This window comes from Marinobacterium zhoushanense (assembly GCF_014641945.1).
In the GTDB taxonomy this organism is placed as follows: Bacteria; Pseudomonadota; Gammaproteobacteria; order Pseudomonadales; family Balneatricaceae; genus Marinobacterium_D; species Marinobacterium_D zhoushanense.
On sequence record NZ_BMIJ01000002.1, the window covers coordinates 484,560 to 506,362 of the forward strand.

21 protein-coding genes are annotated in these 21,803 nt (G+C 59.6%); 8 read left to right on the forward strand and 13 right to left on the reverse strand.

The annotated features are described in order from the left end of the window. Positions 1-46: 46 nt before the first annotated feature. The 3 genes from IEX40_RS06425 to IEX40_RS06435 form a co-directional block, all read right to left on the reverse strand. Positions 47-439, reverse strand: a complete 393-nt coding sequence (locus tag IEX40_RS06425; protein ID WP_188746419.1) for an H-NS histone family protein — start codon at positions 437-439, stop codon at positions 47-49. 110 nt (positions 440-549) lie between these two features. Then, on the reverse strand, positions 550-1,170 hold the full coding sequence (locus tag IEX40_RS06430) for an L-threonylcarbamoyladenylate synthase (RefSeq protein ID WP_188746697.1): 621 nt from the start codon (positions 1,168-1,170) through the stop codon (positions 550-552). Positions 1,171-1,222: 52 nt separating this feature from the next. Then, complete coding sequence (locus IEX40_RS06435; RefSeq protein WP_229680621.1) at positions 1,223-2,107, reverse strand: PHP domain-containing protein; 885 nt, start codon at positions 2,105-2,107, stop codon at positions 1,223-1,225. A 52-nt stretch (positions 2,108-2,159) separates the two neighbouring features. On the opposite strand from IEX40_RS06435, the gene IEX40_RS06440 reads away from it, so the two are divergent. From IEX40_RS06440 to IEX40_RS06450, 3 genes are all read left to right on the forward strand, one after another. Then, positions 2,160-2,705 (forward strand): septation protein A, encoded by a 546-nt coding sequence (locus tag IEX40_RS06440; RefSeq protein WP_188746423.1) that lies wholly within the window; start codon positions 2,160-2,162, stop codon positions 2,703-2,705. Between the two features lie 18 nt (positions 2,706-2,723). Then, the gene (locus IEX40_RS06445) at positions 2,724-3,023 is read left to right on the forward strand and encodes a YciI family protein (protein ID WP_188746425.1); all 300 of its coding nucleotides are present in this window, start codon (positions 2,724-2,726) and stop codon (positions 3,021-3,023) included. Positions 3,024-3,149: 126 nt separating this feature from the next. After that, positions 3,150-3,758 carry an OmpA family protein gene (locus IEX40_RS06450; RefSeq protein ID WP_188746426.1) on the forward strand — a complete coding sequence of 203 codons (609 nt, stop codon included), beginning with the start codon at positions 3,150-3,152 and terminating at the stop codon, positions 3,756-3,758. A gap of 101 nt (positions 3,759-3,859) precedes the next feature. Here the strand turns inward: IEX40_RS06450 and purL are convergent, their stop codons facing one another. Next, entirely contained in the window at positions 3,860-7,762 is a 3,903-nt protein-coding gene (gene purL, locus IEX40_RS06455; RefSeq protein ID WP_188746429.1) for a phosphoribosylformylglycinamidine synthase, read from the reverse strand. A gap of 119 nt (positions 7,763-7,881) precedes the next feature. Between purL and mltF the strand changes: the two genes are divergently transcribed. Next, positions 7,882-9,390 carry a membrane-bound lytic murein transglycosylase MltF gene (gene mltF / locus IEX40_RS06460; protein ID WP_188746430.1) on the forward strand — a complete coding sequence of 503 codons (1,509 nt, stop codon included), beginning with the start codon at positions 7,882-7,884 and terminating at the stop codon, positions 9,388-9,390. Here the strand turns inward: mltF and tadA are convergent. From tadA to guaB, 3 genes are all read right to left on the reverse strand, one after another. Beyond that, positions 9,376-9,903, reverse strand: coding sequence for a tRNA adenosine(34) deaminase TadA (tadA, locus tag IEX40_RS06465; RefSeq protein WP_268235767.1), 528 nt, complete (start codon positions 9,901-9,903; stop codon positions 9,376-9,378). The two genes, mltF and tadA, sit on opposite strands and share 15 nt — an antisense overlap. 69 nt (positions 9,904-9,972) lie before the next feature. Then, positions 9,973-11,553, reverse strand: a complete 1,581-nt coding sequence (guaA, locus tag IEX40_RS06470) for a glutamine-hydrolyzing GMP synthase (protein ID WP_188746432.1) — start codon at positions 11,551-11,553, stop codon at positions 9,973-9,975. Positions 11,554-11,650: 97 nt separating this feature from the next. Continuing rightward, complete coding sequence (guaB, locus tag IEX40_RS06475) at positions 11,651-13,120, reverse strand: IMP dehydrogenase (RefSeq protein ID WP_188746434.1); 1,470 nt, start codon at positions 13,118-13,120, stop codon at positions 11,651-11,653. Between the two features lie 168 nt (positions 13,121-13,288). On the opposite strand from guaB, the gene xseA reads away from it, so the two are divergent. The 4 genes from xseA to IEX40_RS06495 all read left to right on the forward strand — a co-directional run bounded on the left by xseA (position 13,289) and on the right by IEX40_RS06495 (position 17,003). Beyond that, the gene (gene xseA, locus IEX40_RS06480; protein ID WP_188746435.1) at positions 13,289-14,629 is read left to right on the forward strand and encodes an exodeoxyribonuclease VII large subunit; all 1,341 of its coding nucleotides are present in this window, start codon (positions 13,289-13,291) and stop codon (positions 14,627-14,629) included. Positions 14,630-14,631: 2 nt separating this feature from the next. Then, a complete protein-coding gene (locus IEX40_RS06485) occupies positions 14,632-15,444 on the forward strand; it encodes a M23 family metallopeptidase (protein WP_188746437.1) in 813 nt (270 codons plus the stop codon). Positions 15,445-15,499: 55 nt separating this feature from the next. Continuing rightward, on the forward strand, positions 15,500-16,126 hold the full coding sequence (gene bamJ, locus IEX40_RS06490; protein ID WP_188746439.1) for a BamJ family beta-barrel-assembly machinery protein: 627 nt from the start codon (positions 15,500-15,502) through the stop codon (positions 16,124-16,126). Positions 16,127-16,235: 109 nt separating this feature from the next. Next, entirely contained in the window at positions 16,236-17,003 is a 768-nt protein-coding gene (locus tag IEX40_RS06495; RefSeq protein WP_188746442.1) for an alpha/beta fold hydrolase, read from the forward strand. Here the strand turns inward: IEX40_RS06495 and IEX40_RS06500 are convergent. From IEX40_RS06500 to bioF, 6 genes are all read right to left on the reverse strand, one after another. After that, complete coding sequence (locus IEX40_RS06500) at positions 16,994-17,968, reverse strand: putative metalloprotease CJM1_0395 family protein (protein WP_188746444.1); 975 nt, start codon at positions 17,966-17,968, stop codon at positions 16,994-16,996. The genes IEX40_RS06495 and IEX40_RS06500 overlap by 10 nt on opposite strands. A gap of 71 nt (positions 17,969-18,039) precedes the next feature. Next, positions 18,040-18,288 (reverse strand): hypothetical protein, encoded by a 249-nt coding sequence (locus IEX40_RS06505; RefSeq protein ID WP_188746447.1) that lies wholly within the window; start codon positions 18,286-18,288, stop codon positions 18,040-18,042. Between the two features lie 61 nt (positions 18,289-18,349). Beyond that, positions 18,350-19,042 carry a dethiobiotin synthase gene (gene bioD / locus IEX40_RS06510; RefSeq protein ID WP_188746449.1) on the reverse strand — a complete coding sequence of 231 codons (693 nt, stop codon included), beginning with the start codon at positions 19,040-19,042 and terminating at the stop codon, positions 18,350-18,352. Continuing rightward, positions 19,039-19,830 (reverse strand): malonyl-ACP O-methyltransferase BioC, encoded by a 792-nt coding sequence (gene bioC, locus IEX40_RS06515; protein ID WP_188746451.1) that lies wholly within the window; start codon positions 19,828-19,830, stop codon positions 19,039-19,041. The genes bioD and bioC overlap by 4 nt, the downstream gene beginning before the upstream one ends. Next, positions 19,827-20,594, reverse strand: a complete 768-nt coding sequence (gene bioH / locus IEX40_RS06520) for a pimeloyl-ACP methyl ester esterase BioH (protein ID WP_188746453.1) — start codon at positions 20,592-20,594, stop codon at positions 19,827-19,829. The genes bioC and bioH overlap by 4 nt, the downstream gene beginning before the upstream one ends. After that, entirely contained in the window at positions 20,591-21,802 is a 1,212-nt protein-coding gene (gene bioF, locus IEX40_RS06525) for an 8-amino-7-oxononanoate synthase (RefSeq protein ID WP_188746455.1), read from the reverse strand. The genes bioH and bioF overlap by 4 nt, the downstream gene beginning before the upstream one ends. Position 21,803: the final 1 nt, after the last annotated feature.

The window sequence follows — 21,803 nt, forward strand, 5'->3', positions numbered from 1 at the left end:
GCAATAAAGCTGAAGAGCCTTATGTATACCAACTCTACAGTCGATATCAGCCAACCGTCGGAAGCTGGTCTTTGGTGAGACCCTTCTCTTCCATATACTGAGCAAATACGACCGGCGTACGACCACGACCGGACCAATGATGTTCTTCACCATCGACTTCAATTACGTACTTGGCTTTTACACTCTTACGCGGCGCGCTGTCCACCTGAGTTGCCAGCTCGTCAAGCGCGATGCCTGCTTCCATCATCTGTTTGCGGATCGCTTCAATTGCTTCAACCTTGGCGGCTTCAGCCTGCGCTTTGGCAGCTTCTTCTTCCCGGCGCTCTTCGAGGATATCAGCCAGATCAGACATCACCTTTTCGATATCAGCAACACCCAGTTCCTGAGTCTGCTTGCGCAAGGAGTTTTTACGAGTGAGTGTTTTAATGAAATCAGACATATTATGCTCTTCGCCAATCAGGTTGTTTAATATCTGCAATTATCGTTAATAAATTTCCGTTTGCAAGTTCAAACACCAAACTCAGCGCAATAAAAGCCCATTATTATAAATCACTCGAAACTCGAAACCTCACCTGCTCCCTTTCGCACCACTTCCGGCGCTTCATTTAACAGGCTGATAACGCTCGTTGCCTCCATTCCGCAATAACCGCCATCGATTACAAGGTCAACCTGATGCTGCAGCATATCTCTAATTTCGTAAGGGTCAGTCAACGGGATATCCTCGCCAGGCAAAATCAGCGAGGTACTCATAATTGGCTCACCCAAGGCTTCCGTCAGCGCCAGTGCGATCTGATTATCAGGAATACGTATCCCTATCGTACGCCTTTTGGCATGCAGCAGCCGCCGGGGCACCTCGCTGGTTGCATTTAATATAAAGGTATAGGCTCCTGGGGTATGGGCCTTGATTGTACGGTAGGCCTGGTTATCAACCCTGGCATAAGTGGATATTTCCGCAAGATCACGACACACCAGAGTAAAATTGTGTTTATCATCCAGCTGACGTATCCGCTTTATCCGCTCCATCGCTTTTTTATCACCCAGGTGACAACCAAGCGCATAAGCGGAATCGGTTGGATACACAATCACCCCACCCTGGCGAATAATCTCTACAGCCTGCTGAATCAGCCTAACCTGCGGGGTTTCCGGATGGATCTGAAAAAACTGACTCACCTGTGTCTCCTGATTAATTTCCGTCATTTATACCGCCCCAACTCCCAGACTACTAAGCGATGGCCACAGCGTCATACCACCACTGCTCGGCACAGTCCGGTAACAGAGGCCTTAACAGGTGTGTCGATGCATGAAAGGGCGGGAAACAACCCAGCGCGGTCCAACGCTGCTCGGGCGAATGGAAATCACTGCCGGCTGAAACCAACAGTGTCTTTCTTTGCGCCAACAGCAACAGGTCACGCAAATGGTTGGGCGTCACGCCGGGATAACTGACCTCTATCCCATCCCCGCCGGCAGCCAGCAGGTCGTCAACCAAAGCCCTTAAGCGCGTGAAGGTAAAATTGTACTTAGTGGGATGCGCAATTACCGCGTATCCTCCAGCCTGCTTGACCAGGCTCACAGCATCCTCAAGCGCCGGCCAACTCGCTCTCACATCGCCGATTTTGCCCTGACCAAGCCAGCTATCGAATGCCTGCTGAGCTGAAGCAACCAGTCTGCGCGCCACCATCGCCTGTGCGAAGTGAGGCCGCCCTATCTGCCCCTGCCCAGCAATCAATTGCGCATCCGCCAGCAGATCCGGGAAACCTTTCTTGACCAGCTTGCGGGCGATTGCCTCGGCGCGCTCACGGCGCAGCGAGTTGAGCTGTTCCATATATTCGCCGAACCCTGCGAAGTCGGGATCGATTCCCAAGCCGAGCAGGTGGATGACACGCCCCTCCCATAGACAGGTCAGTTCCACCCCGTCGACAAAGCGCATACCATCCAGTTCGGACGCGGCCCTGCGGGCAGGCGACAAGCCCGCCAGCGTATCGTGATCGGTAAGCGCCAGACAGCGAACACCCGCAGCATAAGCCGCGCGCACCAGCGCCTCGGGCTCAAGCGACCCGTCCGAAGCGTTACTGTGGGTGTGCAGATCGTAACCAGCCAACTGTTTCACTCTATTCAGGGGACCTTTATACTGTGACCAAACTCGAATTGCTCTGGATGTTATGAAAATCTTACTCGATTTCCTGCCTGTTATCGTCTTTTTTGTGGTGTACAAGATAACCGGCGACATCATACTCGCGACCGGCATCTTGATTCCGGCTACGCTCGCGCAAATGGCATACACCTGGTTCAAAACGCACCGCATCGAAAAAATGCAGCTGGTAACGCTGGTCCTGGTGATACTGCTGGGCGGCGCCACCATACTGTTCAGAGACAAAACCTTCATTCAATGGAAACCCACAATTGTTAACTGGCTATTTGGCATCGCCTGCCTTGGCAGCCACTTTATTGGCGGCAAAACGTTGATCCAAAGGTTAATGGAGAGCAGTATCGAACTGGGTCAGGAAACCTGGCGCCGACTTAATATCGGCTGGATACTGTTTTTTTCGCTAACCGGCATCGTTAACCTGCTGGTCGCCTACGGATTCAGCGAGGAGGTGTGGGTAAACTTCAAACTGTTCGGGATCCTTGGCATGACGCTTATTTTTATCCTTGGACAGGGTATTTATATCTCGAGGCACCTCCCGCCGCAGAACAAACCCGAGTAAAATTGACGGAACGGACAGATGTATTACGCTATTATTGCTGAAGATGTAGAGAATTCGCTTGCGAAGAGGCTCGCGGCACGACCCGATCACCTGGCCAGACTGGAGTCGTTGAAACAACAGGGGCGCCTCTTCGCCGCAGGACCTTTACCGGCGATCGATAGTGAAGACCCGGGACCCGCTGGCTTTACCGGCAGTCTGGTAATTGCAGAGTTTGATTCGCTGGAGGATGCAACGCGCTGGGCAGAAGCCGACCCTTATGTACAAGCTGGCGTGTACAAGGGCGTGACTGTGAAGCCCTACAAGAAAGTACTGCCTTAACGGATATTTTTTGGCATCCTGACATCTATAGATAATCCTTAAGATTAATCGGATGTTAAGGAAAAATTAGCTTTAATGGTCTATATGTAGTAGACAAATTCTCACTACGGTCACAAGGATATGATGATGAAGAAGATCGCGATTGCAGCAGGACTCGCTCTGGCCATGGGCGCCTCCCTGGCTCAGGCTCATGATGAAAACAAGGGTTACGTCGGCAACAGCTCCGGCGTTATCTGGCGCACCAGCACTGGTGATTGCTGGCACAATAGCCTGTGGACAAAAGATATGGCCGTTGTTGGCTGTGACGGCATGATGGCCGCCGCCGAAGAGCCGATGATGGAAGAGAAGCCGGCCGAGCCGATGTACACCATGATGGCTGACACCAAGAAGTTCGCGCTTTACTTTGACTTCGACAGCACCGCGGTAGGCGATACCTCCAACATCGTTAACTATATCGGCACCCTGTCCAGCCTGAAGGCGGTCAAACTGGTTGGCCACGCCGACCCGATCGGTAGCGAAGCATACAACGAACAGCTATCCAAGCGTCGCGCGGAAGCGGTTGCCGCCAAGCTGGCCGATGCCGGAGTCGACTCCAGCAAGATGGAAATTGGCTACCTGGGTGAATCTTCACCGATCGCCAACTGCAGCGGCCGTGGCGCCGAGCTGATCGCTTGCCTGCGTCCGGACCGTCGCGTAGACGTCGAAATCAGCGGCGAGAAACGCGTAGCTAAGTAATAGCCTCAGCCATCGCGTTCTGAAATAAAGCCGGCATTGCCGGCTTTATTTTTGCCCAAAAAAACAGGCGCCCGACGGCGCCTGTTTTTTTCTCTTCTATTCTAGCCGATACGCACTCGCGCGTTGCGGAACATCCGCATCCAGGCACCATCCTCCTGCCACTCATCCGGAGCCCAGGAGTTCTGAATGGTGCGGAATACACGCTCAGGGTGCGGCATCATGATCGTTACCCGACCATCAGGTGTGGTGATACCGGTAATACCGTTGGGCGTACCGTTCGGGTTGGCCGGGTAAAGCGCGGCACGCTGACCACGGTTATCCACAAAGCGCAGGGCGATGGTCCCTGCACTCTCCAACTGTGCAAGATGCCCGGCATCCCGGAACTCAGCCCGCCCCTCACCGTGCGCCACTGCGATCGGCATCCGAGATCCAGCCATACCCTCCAGGAAGATCGACGGTGACGACTGCACTTCGACCATCGCCACTCGCGCTTCGAACTGTTCCGACTGGTTACGCACGAAGTGTGGCCAAAGCTCAGCACCCGGAATCAACTCATGCAGGTTGGACAGCATCTGACAGCCGTTACAGACCCCCAATGCAATGCTATCGGCGCGCTCGAAGAACTGGGCAAACTGATCACGGGCACGGGCATTGAACAGGATCGACTTGGCCCAGCCTTCACCCGCTCCCAGCACGTCACCGTAGGAGAAACCGCCACAGGCAACCAAGCCCTTAAACTGGTCCAATGTCACCCGGCCACTGAGGATATCACTCATGTGTACGTCGACCGATGCAAAACCCGCCCGGTCAAAGGCTGCCGCCATTTCGATCTGGCCGTTTACGCCCTGCTCGCGCAGCACCGCAATGCGCGGGCGCTCGCCCTTGGCGATATAAGGGGCAGCCACATCGTCATTGATGTCGAAACGCAGTTCAGCATGCAGGCCGGGATCTTCCTTATCCAGCAGCGCGTCGAACTCCTGCTGCGCGCACTCGGAGTTATCGCGCAGCGACTGAATCCGGTATGAGGTTTCCGCCCACCAGCGCTGCAACTGTACGCGACTGTTGGAGTACACCTCCTCCTCATCAAAGAAGATATTGAACTGGCCGTCCGGGTTCAGCGTGCCGATCACTTTGGCGATCTCGCCGATGCCGGCCGCGTTCAACTCGGTCAGCACCTGTTCGGTATCCTCACGACGCACCTGGACAACAGCGCCCAGCTCTTCGGCAAACAGTGCGGCGACCAGCTCACTGCTATCCGCCGCTAGCAGATCCAGACTCAGATCCACCCCGGTACGGCCGGCGAATGCCATCTCCGCCACGGTCGCCAGCAGACCACCATCGGCGCGGTCATGGTACGCCAGCAGCAGACCCTGGCTGTTCAGCTCCTGCACCGCGGCAAAGAAGGTCGCCAGCAGCTCAGCATCATCCACATCCGGGACCTGACGACCGACCTGGTTGTACACCTGCGCCAGAGCCGACAGACCCAAGCGGTTCTGGCCGCTGCCCAGATCCAACAGAATCAGATCGGTTTCACCCTTGTCGGTGCGCAGCTCAGGGGTCAGCACCTTACGTGCATCGGTGACCGGCGCAAAACCGGAAATGATCAGCGACAGTGGCGCGGTGACGCTCTTCTGCTCGTCACCATCCTGCCATACCGTACGCATGGACATGGAATCCTTACCCACCGGGATGGTGATGCCCAACTGCGGACAGAGCTCCATACCCACCGCCTTGACGGTGTCGTACAATTTCTCGTCTTCACCCGGATGACCGGCAGCACACATCCAGTTGGCCGACAGTTTGATATCGGCGATATCGGCGATCGGCGCCCCGGCCAGGTTGGTCAAGGTCTCGCCAATCGCCATACGTCCGGACGCCGGGGCGTCGACCAGTGCCAACGGAGTACGCTCGCCCATCGCCATCGCCTCACCGGCGTAGCTGTCATAGCCGATGGTGGTTACGGCACAGTCGGCAACCGGCACCTGCCAGGGCCCGACCATCTGGTCACGCGCCACCTGACCGGTGATCGTACGGTCACCGATGGTAATCAGGAAGCTCTTCGAAGCAACCGCCGGCAGCTTGAGCACACGCTCGATCGCCTCATCCATCTCGATGCCGCTGGCGTCGAAATCGGCCACTTCATAGCTGGAACGGTTTACCGAGCGATGCATCTTCGGCGGCTTGCCGAACAGCACACTCATCGGCAGGTCCACCGGTTTGTTGTCGAAATGGGTATCACCCAGGGTCAGGTGGTGATCTTCGGTCGCCTCACCGACCACCGCGTACGGGCAGCGCTCACGCTCGCAGATCGCTTCGAAGCGCGCCAGATCCTCCGGTTTCACCGCGAGTACGTAACGCTCCTGGGCTTCGTTGCACCAGATCTCCAGCGGCGACATACCGGGCTCATCGTTGTTGACGTTGCGCAACGCGAAATCACCGCCACGACCACCATCCTTGACCAGTTCCGGGAAAGCGTTGGACAGACCGCCGGCACCCACATCATGGATAAACGCGATCGGGTTGATATCGCCCAGCTGCCAGCACTGGTCGATCACTTCCTGGCAGCGACGCTCCAGTTCAGGGTTACCACGCTGCACGGAGGCAAAATCCAGGTCGGCGGAGGAGCTGCCGGAGGACATGGAGGACGCCGCACCGCCACCGAGGCCGATCAGCATCGCCGGTCCACCCAAGCAGATCAACTTGGCACCAACGGTGATCTCGCCCTTCTCGACATGGTCGGCGCGGATATTGCCCATGCCGCCGGCGATCATGATCGGCTTGTGGTAACCGCGCACCTCCTCACCAGCGGCGCCATTGACTCGCTGCTCGAAGGTCCGGAAATAGCCGGTCAGATTGGGCCGGCCGAACTCGTTGTTAAATGCCGCACCGCCGATCGGCCCCTCGATCATGATGTTCAGCGGTGACACGATGCGCTCCGGTTTGCCGTAGCCGGACTCCCAGGGCTGTTCGAAACCGGGGATCTTCAGATCGGACACGGTGAAGCCGGTAAGACCCGCCTTCGGCTTGGCACCGCGACCGGTGGCACCCTCGTCGCGAATCTCACCGCCGGAGCCTGTGGCCGCACCGGAGAAGGGTGCGATGGCGGTCGGATGGTTATGGGTCTCCACCTTCATCAGTATGTGGATATCCTCATTGGAGTAACCATACTCGTGGGTCTGCGGATCGGGGTAGAAACGTCCCGCACGGTGGCCGACCATGACCGCCGCGTTATCCTTGTAGGCGGACAGTACGTTCTCGCCGCCCTGCTGATAGGTGTTACGGATCATCCCGAACAGGGATTTTTCCTGCGCCTCGCCGTCGATATCCCAAGACGCATTGAAGATCTTGTGGCGACAATGCTCGGAGTTGGCCTGGGCGAACATCATCAGCTCGACATCGTTCGGGTTGCGACCCAGCTCGGTAAAGCTCTGCACCAGGTAATCGATCTCATCCTCCGCCAGCGCCAGACCCAGCTCGGTATTGGCACGGACCAGTGCCTCACGACCGCCGCCGAGGATATCAACGCTGGACAGCGGTTTCGGCTGCTCATGACGGAACAGCGCCGCCGCTTCATCGATGTCGCCCAGCACCGCTTCGACCATACGATCATGCAGCAACGCACACACCGCTGCCCGCTGCTCTGCGTTTAATGCGACCCCAGTCTGCAGGTAGTATGCGACCCCGCGCTCAAGGCGGAGAACCTTCTGCAAGCCGCAGTTGTGGGCGATATCGGTGGCCTTGCTCGACCAGGGTGAGATGGTGCCAGGACGTGGCACGACCAGGTAGAGTTCACCTTTTGGCTCCTCGGTACTGGCATTGGGACCATATCGCAGGATACGATCAAGCACCTGCTGCTCCTGCTCGTCCAGATCTGCTGACAGGTCGGCAAAGTGAACGTATTCAGCGTACACACCGGTGACACCGCTCAGGCTGCAGCCCAGCGAAGAGAGAAGTTTGTCATGGCGGAAAGCTGAGAGAGCGGGTGCTCCACGCAGTACGAGCATGTTAGTTTCGAGCCTCTTGATATACCTGACTCTCGATTTGAAGAGCCGGGCGTTGACAGCGGGAAAGTTGAGGCGGAATTTTACCCGATCAGGGACAAGGGAACCAGAAAAGCAGAACGATGTTTGTACTCCGGCAAAAACCATACTTCCGTGAGCTGGTCTACTTCTGGGGCCTGACCGTCATTGCTTTTCTGCTTACGCTGATCAGCATCAACACCCCAACCCAGATCGAAGCGATCAAGGAGCGCGGCGCTCTGCGCGTAGCCACGCGCAACACGCCGATGACCTACTATATCGACAAGGGCAAACCGGCCGGTTTCGAGTTTGAGCTTGCCAGTGCTTTTGCCGACCACCTCGGCGTACGCCTGGAGCTGATCCTGCCCACCACCTTTGCCGACCTGTTTGCCAGCGTACGTGAACGCAACGCCCATATTGCGGCTGCCAACCTGACCGTCTCCGAGAATCGCCAGAAGCAGTTTGTATTCGGCCCCAGCTACCGTGAGAGCGCCCCCACGGTGATCTACCGTATCCGCCAGGGCCAGCCCCAGCCGCGAACTATCGAGGATCTTTACAACAGCAAGATCCTGGTACTGGCAGGTTCCGCCCAGGCCGAATTGCTGGCGCGATTGAAGCACGACCATCCGCAACTCGAATGGGAGGAGTCGGACAGCGATGCCGCCACCGACCTGCTCGATCAGGTGCACGACAGCAGCGTGGACTATACGGTGATGGACTCCACCGTCTTCGATGCACAAAGATCGTTTTATCCTGGCCTGAACAAAGGGTTTGAACTGGAGCCCCCTCAACCCATCGCCTGGATGCTGGCAAAACATTACGACGGCACACTGAAGCACGAACTGGACAAGTTCTTTGCGCTTCCGGAGACCCAGGAGCTGATCAAGAACCTTGAGGAGCGTTACTTCTCACGTCAGAACAAACTCAACTTTTTCGACACCAGCGAGTTCCGCAAGGCTTTGGAGGAGCGCTACCCGCCGCTGGAGCAGTACTTCATGCTTGCGGCCCAGGAGAGCGGCATCGACCATCTGCTGCTGGCAGCCATCGCCTACCAGGAATCCCACTGGCGCCAGGATGCGGTATCACCGACCGGGGTCAAGGGAATCATGATGCTGACCGAAGGTGCCGCCACCGAAGTCGGCGTTGCTGACCGCACCGACCCCCGCCAAAGCATCCTCGGCGGCGCCCAGTATCTGGTGCGCGTTCGCGCCAAAATTCCCGACCGCATCACCGAACCGGACCATACCTGGTTCGCCCTGGCCGGCTACAACATCGGCTTTGGCCATCTGGAGGACGCCCGCATCCTGACCCAGCGCGGCGGCAAGAACCCCGACCGCTGGCAGGATGTACGCGAGTTCCTCCCCCTGCTCGCCAACGAGAAATACTATTCCAAGCTACGCTACGGCTACGCCCGCGGCTATGAGCCGGTGGCCTATGTCGCCAATATCCGCAAATATATGGAGATGTTGCGCTGGGAAGCGCAGGTTACCCAGGCGCGCCTGAAGCATGGCGAAAACGGGCAGAGCGAAGCGAGCGCTGGAGAAGCCGACACCGGTCCAGAGAAGGAACCCCCAGCCTCATCATCGGTGAACGAGATTTCACCCACCCTGTGATTCAGACGCGGATCGCCCTTGCTCCCGCTGTCGCCTTTTCTGCTCGCGGCGTTCGGCAAAGAAGGCACTGATCCGCGCACTGCAGCGCTGCGCCAACACCCCACCCTGCCATAACACGCGATGATTCACCCAATCAGCGTCGAACAGCGCAGAGCGACTGCACACCGCCCCCGCCTTGGGCTCGATAGCGCCGAACACCACGCGCTTGATACGCGCATGCACGATAGCCCCGGCGCACATGGAGCAGGGCTCGATGGTCACATAGAGCTCGGCATCGACCAGACGGTAGTTTTGCAGTCGCTGCGCAGCGTCCCGTAACGCCATGATCTCGGCGTGCGCGGTAGGATCACAGCCGCTGATCGGATGGTTCCAGCCACGGCCAATAATCTCGCCGTCACGCACCACCACCGCACCCACCGGCACCTCACCCAACTCGGCCGCGCGCTCGGCCAGCGCCAGCGCCTCCTGCATCCAGCGCTCATCCTCTGCCGAGTGCTCGATCTGATCAGCCAAAACCCAGTCTCCGAATAACACACATGAAAAAGCCCGCTCATGCGGGCTTTAACTATAACCGAAAAGCGCTTATTCCCACTCGATGGTAGCCGGCGGTTTGCTCGACACATCATAGGTGACGCGGGACACCTGAGCGATCTCGTTGATGATACGGCTGGACACGGTTTCCAGCAGTTCATACGGCAGGTGCGCCCAGCGCGCGGTCATGAAGTCGATGGTTTCGACGGCACGCAACGCAATGACATACTCGTAGCGACGACCATCGCCGACGACACCGACCGACTTCACCGGCAGGAATACCGCGAACGCCTGGCTGGTCTTGTGGTACCAGTCGGCATTGTGCAGCTCCTCGATGAAGATCGCGTCCGCCTCTCGCAGTATCTCGGCGTACTCCTTCTTCACTTCGCCAAGGATACGCACTCCCAGACCCGGACCCGGGAAGGGGTGGCGATAGACCATATCGTAGGGCAGGCCCAGCTCCAGACCGATCTTGCGCACCTCATCCTTGAACAGCTCGCGCAGCGGTTCAACCAGCTCGAACTTCATATCGTCCGGCAGACCGCCCACGTTGTGGTGCGACTTGATCACATGCGCCTTGCCGGTCTTGGCAGCGGCGGACTCGATCACGTCCGGGTAGATGGTACCCTGCGCCAGGAAGCGGCACTCGGTCAGACGGCCCGCCTCGTAGTCGAACACCTCGATAAAGGTGTTGCCGATGATCTTGCGCTTCGCTTCCGGATCGCTGACCCCTTCCAGACGACCGAGGAACTGATCTTCGGCATCGGAGCGGATCACGTTCACGCCCATGTTGCGGGCGAACATATCCATCACCTGCTCGCCTTCACGCTTGCGCAGCAGGCCGTTGTCGACGAATACGCAGGTCAGGCGGTCGCCGATCGCCTTGTGCAGCAGCGCCGCCACGACCGAGGAGTCGACACCTCCGGACAGGCCGAGCAACACCTTTTCATCGCCAACCTGGGCGCGCACCTTGTCGATCAGATCGTTGATGATGTTCGCTGCAGTCCAGAGCTTTTCAGCGCCGGCGATTTCGCAGACGAAACGCTCCAGAATCCGCATGCCCTGCTTGGTGTGAGTCACCTCAGGATGGAACTGAACGCCGTACAGGTTGCGCTTGGGATCACACATGGCAGCGATCGGCGCGGACTCGGTGGCGGCAATGATATGGAAACCTTCCGGCAGCTCCACCACCTTGTCGCCGTGACTCATCCACACATCCAGCGACAGGGAGCCATTGTTGGCGATGTGGTCTTCGATCCCTTCCAGCATACGGCTCGGGCTGTCCGCCAGACGCACGCGCGCGTACCCGAACTCGCGCTTGTCGGAGCTGGACACCTTGCCGCCAAGCTGCTCCGCCATGGTCTGCATACCGTAGCAGATACCCAGTACCGGTATCCCCATGTCGAATACACATTTCGGTGCACGGGGCGAATCCAACTCGGTAACCGACTCCGGACCACCCGCCAGGATAATCCCCTTCGGTGCAAACTCGCGGATCTCCTCTTCGGTCATATCGAAGGGATGAATCTCCGAGTAAACACCGATTTCACGTACACGGCGCGCGATCAGCTGGGTGTACTGCGATCCGAAATCAAGAATCAGGATACGTTGTGCATGAATATCTTTGGTCATCTCTCGTGACTCCACCGAAACCCGGGGGCTCCAAAGCGACAGAAACGAAAAGTGGGGCGGCACCCGCCCCACTTCTGTCCATATCTCAGTTTAGCGATCAGCCGATTCGATAGTTCGGCGCTTCTTTGGTAATGCTCACATCGTGTACGTGGCTCTCGCTCATACCGGCGCTGGTGATACGCACAAACTTGGGCTTGGTACGCATCTCGTCAACCGTGGCGGAACCGGTATAGCCCATGGAGGCGCGCAGACCACCCATCAACTGGTGTACAACGCCGCTCATCGGGCCCTTGCAGGGCACGCGACCCTCGATACCTTCCGGCACCAGCTTGTCGACACCTGCCTTGGCGTCCTGGAAGTACCGATCGGAGGAGCCGGTGGTACCGGACATGGCACCGAGCGACCCCATACCGCGGTAAGACTTGAACGCGCGACCTTGGAACAGCTCGACCTCGCCCGGTGCTTCGTCGGTACCGGCCAGCATGGAGCCGACCATCACCGCAGCGGCACCGGCGGCGATCGCCTTGGCCAAGTCACCGGAGAAACGGATGCCGCCATCGGCAATAACCGGCACACCACGCTCTTTCAGCGCTTCGGCCACATTGGCCACGGCGCTGATCTGCGGCACGCCGATACCGGCCACGATACGGGTAGTACAGATTGAACCTGGACCGATACCGACCTTGACACCGTCAGCACCGGCGTCCGCCAATGCGATAGCGGCTTCCGCCGTGGCGATATTGCCGCCGACCACCTGCACTTGGGGGAAATTCTGCTTGACCCAGGCCACGCGGTCGATCACGCCCTTAGAGTGGCCATGGGCGGTATCGACCACGATCAGGTCAACACCAGCCGCAACCAGTGCCCGCACACGATCTTCGGTTTCGACACCGGTACCCACCGCTGCACCGACGATCAGACGCCCCTTGTCGTCCTTCGCCGCGTTGGGGTAGGCCTGCGCCTTGTTCATATCCTTGACGGTGACCATGCCGCGCAGAGCGAACCTGTCGTCCACCAGCAGAATCTTTTCGATGCGGTGCTTGCGCAGCAACTCGCTGATGACGGAAATCTCTTCGCCTTCGCGGGCGGTAACCAGCTTCTCTTTCGGGGTCATGATGGTGCTGACCCGGGCATCGAGATCGCTTTCGAAGCGCACGTCACGACTGGTCACGATACCGACCAGCTCCTCGCCGTCCACCACCGGAAAACCGGAGAAGCCATACTGCTGCGCCAGCTCAAGAATCTCGCGCACAGTGGTATCCGACGTACAGGTCACCGGATCGGTGACGATGCCGGACTCGAACTTTTTGACCTTACGTACCTGAGTCGCCTGCTCCTCGGGGGTCAGGTTCTTGTGGATGATCCCGATACCGCCTTCCTGGGCCATCGCAATCGCCAGACGGGCCTCAGTTACCGTATCCATCGCTGCAGATACCAGAGGGATGTTCAGCTCTATCCCTTTGGTCAGTCGGCTCTTTAGAGAAACATTCTTAGGCAGGACTTCGGAGTAACCAGGCACCAGCAAGACATCATCAAAAGTGAGTGCTTCCTCAACGATTCGCAACATTCTCAGCCAGCCTGTATTGAAATAAAAAGTTCAGTAAAAAATGAAACGAGCAATTCTACAGAAATACCCGCCCAAGCTCAATTTACATCTCCGTTATGACAGAGAAAATCTTCCCGCAGGGCTCTCTGCCATCTTACGCTCAATCCACGGTAGAATGGCGCCATGATTATGCAGCCCACAGCCAATCGCGCGCTCAGCGTCAGCGCCCTGAACCGGCAGGTCAAATCCCTGCTCGAACACTCATTTTTGTCGATCCAGGTGATCGGTGAAATCAGCAACTTTGCCCGCCCCTCCTCCGGCCACTGGTATTTCACGTTGAAGGATGCCAAGGCCCAGGTACGCTGCGCCATGTTCCGCAACAGCAACCAGAGAACCGGCTTCGTACCACGAGAAGGCGATGAGGTTCTCGTAACCGCCCGCGTCAGCCTCTACGAGGGGCGTGGCGATTATCAGCTGATCTGCGAGAGGATGGAAAAAAGCGGGCTCGGCCAGTTACAACAGGCATTCGACGCACTGAAGGCAAAGCTCGATAAGGAGGGACTGTTCGACAGCGCGCGCAAGCGTCCGCTGCCGCTGCACCCGAAGCACCTTGGTGTCGTCACCTCGCCCAGCGGCGCCGCGATCCACGATATCCTGACCGTGCTCAAGCGCCGCTTTCCGGGTCTGCCGGTCACACTCTACCCCACTGCAGTGCAGGGTCAGGAGGCGGCAAGCCAGATCGTCTCTGCCATTGATCTGGCCAACCGCCATGGCCAGTGCGATGTGCTGATCGTCGGCCGCGGCGGCGGTTCGCTGGAAGATCTCTGGCCCTTCAATGAGGAGATCGTGGCCCGCGCCATCGCCGCCTCGGCCATTCCCGTCGTATCGGCCGTGGGTCACGAGGTGGATATCTCGATCAGCGACCTGGTCGCCGACCAACGCGCCGCCACCCCGTCGGCGGCCGCCGAACTGCTCAGCCCCGACCGGCACGCACTGGTGCTGAGACTGAATCAGCTGCGGCGGCGACTGGAGTCCCGTATCGGCTGGCAGTTGGAGCGAAAACGCCATCAACTGCTGGCCGCCCGGCAGCGCCTGCGCCATCCAGGAGAACGGGTGCGCGAGCATATGCAGGCGTTGGATCGGCTGGAGATCCGGCTCCAGCGCGCCGCACTCAGGCTGCTGGAACAACGCCGCAGTCGCTTGACCGATTTGAACGCTCGGCTGCAGCGGGTAACGCCGGCACGGCTACTCGATCAGTACCGCCACCAGCTCCAGCAACTGCAGCTACTGCTGCCCCGACTGATGCAGCGGCATCTGGAGCGCAACCGGCTGCGCTTGGCACAGCAGAGCGGCAAGTTACAATCGGTCAGCCCACTGGCAACCCTCGAGCGTGGTTACTCGATTTTGTTGAACCCAGCGGGCCAGGCAGTGTCTTCAGCAGAGCAGGTCAGTCCAGGGGAACGTCTTAAAGCGAGGCTCCACAAGGGTCGCCTGACCTGCACCGTGGACAGTATCGAACCGGGAGAGTGAGGATGAGAGCGTGCAACTGGCTGATCGCAGCCCTTTTACTACCGACCATGGCGCTGGCGATGCCCAAGGAGGCCCGGATACCGGGCGGTGTCGCACTTATCCCGCTGACCGGTATCGACAGCGAACAGGCACCGGAGGTCCGCTATGGCAAGAATCGTGTCATGGTAGTACCCGGCGATAGCAGCGGCTGGGTTGCCGTGGTCGGCATCCCGCTGGATGCAAAGGCAGACGAGACTCAACAGCTTACCCTGGACCAGGGCGGCTACAGCTTTCGTATCGACGACAAGCAGTATGAGAGCCAGCACCTGACGGTGAAGAACAAACGCTATGTCGAACCCGACCCCGAGGATGTCAAACGCTGGCGCCGCGAATCGGCAGAGATGGCGGCTGCATTCACGCATTGGTCTGCTCCGCCCCAGCCGACGACCGGCTTCACGCTGCCTGCCAAGGGCCCGTTCAGCAGCCCCTTTGGTTTACGCCGTTTCTTCAACGAACAGCCACGCAAGCCGCACAGCGGACTGGACATCGCAGCCCCGGAGGGCGCACCGATAAGCGCACCGGCTCCGGGCACGGTTGTGGCGGTCGGCAACTATTTTTTCAACGGCAACACGGTCATCGTCGACCATGGCTATGGCCTGACCACGATGTACTGCCATATGAGCCATATCGATGTTGCCCTCGGCGACAAGCTCGATCTCGGTGACCCGATCGGCAAGGTTGGCGCAACCGGCCGGGTAACCGGTCCCCATCTGCACTGGAGCGTCAGTCTGAACAACGTGCGGGTCGACCCGCTGCTGTTCGTTGACGGGCAATGACCGCCCCTCTGTGGTAGTCTCTAGCGCCTCAATTTTGAAACACGGACAATGCAATATGAGTGACCTGATCCTGGAAACAATCGAGCAGCGTGCCAGCTACGGCATCGGCCGTCAGATGGGCGACCAACTGGCCCAGAACGGTTTCGACGGCGTCGATATCGAAGCCGCCGCCGCCGGCCTTAGGGACGCCTTCAACGGCGAAGCACTGCGTGTGAGCGCCGAAGATCTGACTGCGGCGTTCAACGAGCTGAACAACCGTCTGCGCGAAAAGCAGGAGCAGGAAGCGAAGGTAGCGATGCAGGCCGGCATCGATTTCCTCGCCGAGAATGCCAAGCGCGACGGTATCGTTACGCTGGAATCCGGCCTGCAGTACGAGGTGGTTGAAGCAGGTGACGAAGCCTCGGCGAAGCCGGAGCGCAGCAGTAAAGTGCGCGTGCACTATCACGGTACCTTTGCCGACGGTCGCGTGTTCGACAGCTCCTATCAGCGCGGCACCCCGGCCGAATTCCCGGTCGGTGGTGTTATCGCCGGCTGGACCGAAGCGCTGCAACTGATGCATGTCGGCGCCAAGTGGAAGCTGTATATCCCCTACCAGCTGGCGTACGGTGCCCAGGGTTCGCCGGGCGGCATTCCGCCCTACTCCACCCTGGTGTTCGATGTCGAGCTGATCGACATCCTCTGATCCAAACGGGAGAGGCCTGCCTCTCCCTTTTATGTACAGGATGTACGCTCCCCCGCGGGCGCATGGAGGCGCAGGAGCGGGGTAGGCCCTTTCGCCTGGAGCATTCAACATGGAACTGCACTACCACCGCACCGGGTCCGGCCCGACACTGATCATTCTGCACGGTTTGTTCGGCACCTGGGAGAACTGGGGTTTCCAGGTAAAAAAGCTGAGCGAGAAGTTCGACATCATCGCCGCCGACCTGCGCAATCACGGCAGCTCACCCCACGATGACAGCATCAGTTATCACCTGATGGCGGAGGATGTGATCGCACTGATGGATCGACTGGGGGTAGAAAGCGCGTCAATTCTAGGCCACTCCATGGGTGGCAAGGTGGCGATGCAGCTGGCGCTGGACCATCCTCAGCGGGTGAACAAGCTGATCGTCGCCGATATCGCACCGGTTCACTACCCACCACACCACAGCGATGTGTTCGCCGGCCTGCTTAGTGTCGACCTCGATGCGATCGGTTCACGCGCTGCCGCCGACAGCCAACTGGCCGAGCACATCGATTCCACCGGCGTGCGGGCGTTTCTGCTCAAGAACCTGCAGCGTACCGGTGATGGCGGCTTCGCCTGGAAGATGAACCTGGAGGCATTGCACCGCGAGTATCAACAGATCGCGGCGGCACCGGCAGAGGGGGAATACGAGGGGCCGGTCCTGTTTATCAAGGGCGGAGATTCCGATTACCTGCTGCCCGAGCACGCAGACGCGATCAAAAGCCGCTTTCCCAATGCGGGATACAAGGTCATCGACGGGGTGGGACACTGGCTACATGCCGAGAAGCCGGCTGCGTTTAACCGCCTGGTGGAGCGCTTCCTCGACGATCAGGCCTGAGCGTCGATAAAAGAACCGGCCAGGTACTGTATATCCAGCGCTCCGGACTGGACGAATTTCTGGTTGATCTCCGCCAACCGCTGCTGCAGCTGCGCCATCTCCTGCTGGTATTCCGCCAGCTGCTCGGCACGCTGCTCACGTTCGCGCTGCTGTTCCTCGAAGGCCGCCCGGCGCTCCTCACTCTCAGCCAACCGCTGCTCATAGGCACCGATCGTCGACGCCTCATCCTCAGCTGGCACCCCAGCCGGTGGCGCCGATAGCGATACCAGGGTATCGGACTGGCCAAAATCTTCAGGCGGCGAACCCTCCGCCTGACGCACTGGGCTCTCCTGCTCAACAGCGCCCCTGTTTTCAGCCAATACTGCGGGTTGCTCGCCCTCCTCCGTCTCTTCATTGCCAGCCTCGCCGGCTTGAGTGGCAAGCTCAACCTGAGCCTCGCTGATCAGCGCCCTGGCGGCAGCGGCAACCTTCAGGTCCTGGCCAGAGGGATCCACCGGAGCCAGTGCCGCACGCAGGATAACCTGCGCCTTATCCAGATCTGCTTCCGGATCGCCGCTGCTCACGGGCGCGGCGATACTGACCTCTCCGCCAATCGCGTACTGCTTGCCATCCGGGCCGCGTTGATAGGTGAAGCTGGCGCTTCCCGCCAAACCTCCGCCGGCGGACTGATGAGCCCGCTCATGCGCACGCACCTCACGATCACGGGCCTCGAGTTTATCGATCTCCTGCTGGTCGATATCGGAGCTGCGCTGACTGCCGCTGACACGCTGCTCACCACGCAGGCCGGAGCTTGCGCCATCGTTTACCGATGACCGGGAGTCTGAGGGTTGGGTGCCGGCGCCGACTGCAGGAAGCGCAGCCCTCTGTGCGCGGGTGCGCTCATCGAGGTTAGCCGCCTCCGCCCCCCGGTTGCCCGGAGTCAGCGTTGTGTAGGCTGTATTGGCTGCTGATATCGCCGAGATCATCGCGCTTTCCCGAACCAACCTTTAATACGATCGTGAGTACGATCATGCATCGTCTGTTGATGAAGGCGGCTTCAGGCCCGTGTGTCGATAATGAGGCCCAGCGCTTCGCTCGGTTCTTCCACCACCTTGGTTTTGGCCCCGGCTTCATTGGGGTTCACCGTGGTTTCCTGGAGCTGGGCATCGACCCGGCTACCTGAGGCCAGTTCTGGCTCCTGCGGCTGTCCACTGCCTTGCAGATCACTGGCGGCGCGCTGCACACCATCGACGCTTCGATTGGCCTGATAAAGTGCCGCGCTTTGGGAGAGGATTCCATTGATCATCGTTCACCCTTCAACACGTTGACAATTTCTCGAGCAGTATAGCGCCTTCAGCAGAATTTGTTCACTTTTTGGACAGGCCTAATAGCTGAAGATCGAGGTGGGCGGCGGCCTCAGCCGCTGTAGCGCTATCCAGATGTGGCACTGTGCCCAGCAACGGCGCCCGCAGCGCGGCTCGAATGGTATCGATGTTCTCCTGCAACACTGGCATATCCGGGTCCATAACATTTGCCACCCAGCCTGCCAGGGTCAGACCGTCGCGAGAGATCGCTTCAGCAGTGAGCAGGGCATGACTGATACAGCCAAGCTTCATGCCCACCACCATGATCACCGGGATCTGTAACTGCTGCGGTACGCGCGCCAGGGTTTCGGAAGGATTAAGCGGTACCCGCCAGCCACCCGCGCCTTCGATCAACACGAAGTCGGCCGGCTGCATCAGTGCGCCGCGACAAAACGCCACCAGGCGGTCGGCACTGAGGCGGCGATTCTCACGCTGCGCCGCGATATGGGGCGCTATCGGCTCAACCAGTGCAACCGGATTGACCTGGTCATAGCCGAGCTTCACACTGGCGGTTTGCTGCAGCTGCAAGGCATCGGCGTTTCTGAGTCCCTCGGCGGTCTCCTCACAACCCGCGGCCACCGGTTTCAGGCCGATGGTACGCAGCCCCATATCATTGGCTTTGTGCAACAAGCCGGAAGCGACCAGGGTTTTCCCGGCATCGGTATCGGTGCCGGTAACAAAGTAGATCTGTTTCACGCTGAATCCTTCATCCACGCCAGATAGTAGACTTCATAGCTTGCCGGCAAAGCGCCACTGTCCAGGCGCATCCCGTCATAGGCGCGCGATAGTGTCCTCAATCTGGAGATACCGGACAAGCCCTGCTGTTGGCGGGGGTTTACGTTATGCGCACCCAGCGCCTTGAGCTCATGCATCAGCTCTCCGAGCTGATCATATTCCAGCACCCGCTGCTCAATGCTTTCATCCAGCGACACCAGTCCCGCCGCCGCAGCTCTGAGTTCAGACAGCGGGCAGAACTCATTGACATGGCAATCGTCATCGACCTGGGCCCAGGCTTGCTTCAGCTCCGCCAGGGTTCCTGGCCCCAGTGTGGCGATCAACATCCACCCACCCGGTTTCAGCACCCGACGCAGCTCGGCAAACAGGCAGGCGGGTTGCTCACACCACTGGATGGCAAGACTGGAGTAGATCAGATCGACGCTGTTATCGGCCAGGGGCAGGGCTTCGGCATCGCCGCAAACATGGTGGTGCGAGGTCAGTGAATGGCGGGAACGCGCATAGCCGAGCATTCCCTCGGCCAGGTCGAGGCTGAGCAGCAGCGCTTGCGGGTAACGCTGGCGCAAGCTGGTGGACGCATAACCGGTTCCGCTACCGAGATCGAGCACCACTTCAGGCGTTGCATCCGGCAGCCTGGCCAGCAGCGAATCGGCGACGCTGCGCTGCAGCCCGGCAACACTGTCGTAGGTCGGTGCCGCGCGACTGAACGACTGGGCCACCAGGCGTTTGTCTCGCACTACCGCGTTCATAATCTGCTCCCGGCGATAAAGTCGTCCAGGTCCTCAATAAAACGCGCCGGCTCCGTAATGAAGGGCAGGTGTGCGGCGGTCGCGTAGCGGCGAATCACTGCATCGGCACGCAAGCTGCCGATATGCTCGGCCATCTCGATAGGTACCAACGGGTCCTGCTCGCCCAGCATCAACATCAGTGGGTGTGACACATGCGCTAGCAGCGGGCGCAGGTCTTCTGCCAGCAGGGCCAGTGTCGCCACCAACCCCTGCTCATCCGCGGCGCTGGCCGCAATCACCTGTTTGAGCAAGCGCAACTCCTGGCGGGCGCTGGTGCTGCCTTGGGTTTGCAGCATGGCAAAGCGGCTAAGTGTTTTTGCGCCATTATCCCCGAGACCGGAAGCAAAGGCGTCGAAGGTCTCTTCAGCCATGGCACAGGGCCAGTCGTCACGCTGCACGAAACAGGGTGTGGCAGCGGTCAGCACCAACTGACTCACCCGCTCCGGCGCCCGATTGGCCACTGCCAGCGCCAGCGCACCACCCAGCGACCAGCCGAGCCACACGGCCCGCTCCGGCGCACCGTCAAGCAGCATCTCGGCCACGGAGTCGATGCTGGTGCACTCCAGTGTCGGCGACTGCCCCAACCCCGGAATATCGATCAGGGTCAGGCGATAGTGCGACGCCAGCGGTTCGATCAACGGTTGCCAGATCGCACTGGAGAGGCCCCAGCCGTGCAGCAAGACCAGATCAGGGCCCGCACCATAGTGCTCGGTATGCAGGCTCATGACCGAGCACCTTGCGACGTAGCACCTTGGGATATAGCACCATGAGACAGGGCCCCTCGCGCCTGGTTCAGCGCCTCGAGCAGACGGTTGACCTGCTCCTCGGAGTGCGTGGCGGTCAGGGTCACGCGCAGACGGGAGCTGCCGACAGGGACCGTCGGCGGCCGGATCGCTGTGACATAGATGCCCTGCTGTTCCAGGGCCTGACTGATGCCCAGGGCCTGGTCGGCCTCACCGATCACAATGGGCTGGATCGGCGTCGGCGAGTCCATCAGTTCGAAGCCAAGCTCAGCCGCTCCGCGGCGGAACTGGGCAATCAGTTGGTTCAGCTTGTCCCGACGCCAACTCTCTTCCCTCACCAGCTTGAGACTGGCCAGTGTGGCCCAGGCCACCGCCGGCGGCATACTGGTGGTGTAGATATAACTGCGCGCGAACTGGATCAGCGTTTCGATCAGGGTCTCGCTACCGGCAACGAAGGCCCCAGCGGTACCGAACGCCTTGCCCAGCGTCCCCATCAACACCGGCACCTCATCGATCCCGAGGCCGAAATGCTCAACACAGCCGCCGCCCTGCTGACCCAGGCAGCCAAAGCCATGGGCATCGTCAACCATCAGCCAACCGCCGGCTTCACGGGTCGCGGCACTTAGACCGGGCAGGTCGGCGATATCGCCATCCATGCTGAATACACCATCGGTGACCACCAGCTTGCGCCGGGCATCGGTCCTGCCCAGCCGCTGTGTGAGGCTGTCGACATCGTTGTGTAGATAACGCTGGAAACGGGCACCGCTGAGCAGTCCGCCATCAAGTAGCGAGGCGTGGTTGAGGCGGTCCTCGAACACCGCATCCTGCTTGTCCAGAAGCGCATTGATGGAGCCCATATTGGCCATGTAGCCGGTGGAGAACAGCAGCGCACGGGGCCGCCCGGTCCACTCGGCCAGCGCTTCCTCCAGTGCATGATGCGCAGTGGTGTGACCCATCACCAGGTGAGAGGCGCCGCCGCCGACGCCGAAACGTTCGACGCCTTCGATCATCGCCCGTTGCAACGCGGGATGATTGGCCAGCCCCAGGTAATCGTTGGAGCAGAAAGCCAGGCCGGCTACGCCGTCCACGACCACCTCCGGCCCCTGTGGCGACTGCAGCAGCCGCCGGCGACGATAGAGATGGGCCGAGCGGCGCTCCTCCAGTGCGGCTTCAAGCTGATCGAATGACATC

What these genes read in the sequence shown, in the direction of transcription:
- guaA (WP_188746432.1), bottom strand. Translation starts at nt 11,553, where the DNA reads ATGACCAAAGATATTCATGCACAACGTATCCTGATTCTTGATTTCGGA.
- bamJ (WP_188746439.1), top strand. Translation starts at nt 15,500, where the DNA reads ATGAGTGACCTGATCCTGGAAACAATCGAGCAGCGTGCCAGCTACGGC.
- bioF (WP_188746455.1), bottom strand. Translation starts at nt 21,802, where the DNA reads ATGTCATTCGATCAGCTTGAAGCCGCACTGGAGGAGCGCCGCTCGGCC.
- IEX40_RS06425 (WP_188746419.1), bottom strand. Translation starts at nt 439, where the DNA reads ATGTCTGATTTCATTAAAACACTCACTCGTAAAAACTCCTTGCGCAAG.
- xseA (WP_188746435.1), top strand. Translation starts at nt 13,289, where the DNA reads ATGCAGCCCACAGCCAATCGCGCGCTCAGCGTCAGCGCCCTGAACCGG.
- IEX40_RS06450 (WP_188746426.1), top strand. Translation starts at nt 3,150, where the DNA reads ATGAAGAAGATCGCGATTGCAGCAGGACTCGCTCTGGCCATGGGCGCC.
- IEX40_RS06485 (WP_188746437.1), top strand. Translation starts at nt 14,632, where the DNA reads ATGAGAGCGTGCAACTGGCTGATCGCAGCCCTTTTACTACCGACCATG.
- IEX40_RS06505 (WP_188746447.1), bottom strand. Translation starts at nt 18,288, where the DNA reads ATGATCAATGGAATCCTCTCCCAAAGCGCGGCACTTTATCAGGCCAAT.
- bioH (WP_188746453.1), bottom strand. Translation starts at nt 20,594, where the DNA reads ATGAGCCTGCATACCGAGCACTATGGTGCGGGCCCTGATCTGGTCTTG.
- bioC (WP_188746451.1), bottom strand. Translation starts at nt 19,830, where the DNA reads ATGAACGCGGTAGTGCGAGACAAACGCCTGGTGGCCCAGTCGTTCAGT.
- IEX40_RS06445 (WP_188746425.1), top strand. Translation starts at nt 2,724, where the DNA reads ATGTATTACGCTATTATTGCTGAAGATGTAGAGAATTCGCTTGCGAAG.
- purL (WP_188746429.1), bottom strand. Translation starts at nt 7,762, where the DNA reads ATGCTCGTACTGCGTGGAGCACCCGCTCTCTCAGCTTTCCGCCATGAC.
- IEX40_RS06500 (WP_188746444.1), bottom strand. Translation starts at nt 17,968, where the DNA reads ATGATCTCGGCGATATCAGCAGCCAATACAGCCTACACAACGCTGACT.
- IEX40_RS06495 (WP_188746442.1), top strand. Translation starts at nt 16,236, where the DNA reads ATGGAACTGCACTACCACCGCACCGGGTCCGGCCCGACACTGATCATT.
- mltF (WP_188746430.1), top strand. Translation starts at nt 7,882, where the DNA reads ATGTTTGTACTCCGGCAAAAACCATACTTCCGTGAGCTGGTCTACTTC.
- IEX40_RS06440 (WP_188746423.1), top strand. Translation starts at nt 2,160, where the DNA reads ATGAAAATCTTACTCGATTTCCTGCCTGTTATCGTCTTTTTTGTGGTG.
- guaB (WP_188746434.1), bottom strand. Translation starts at nt 13,120, where the DNA reads ATGTTGCGAATCGTTGAGGAAGCACTCACTTTTGATGATGTCTTGCTG.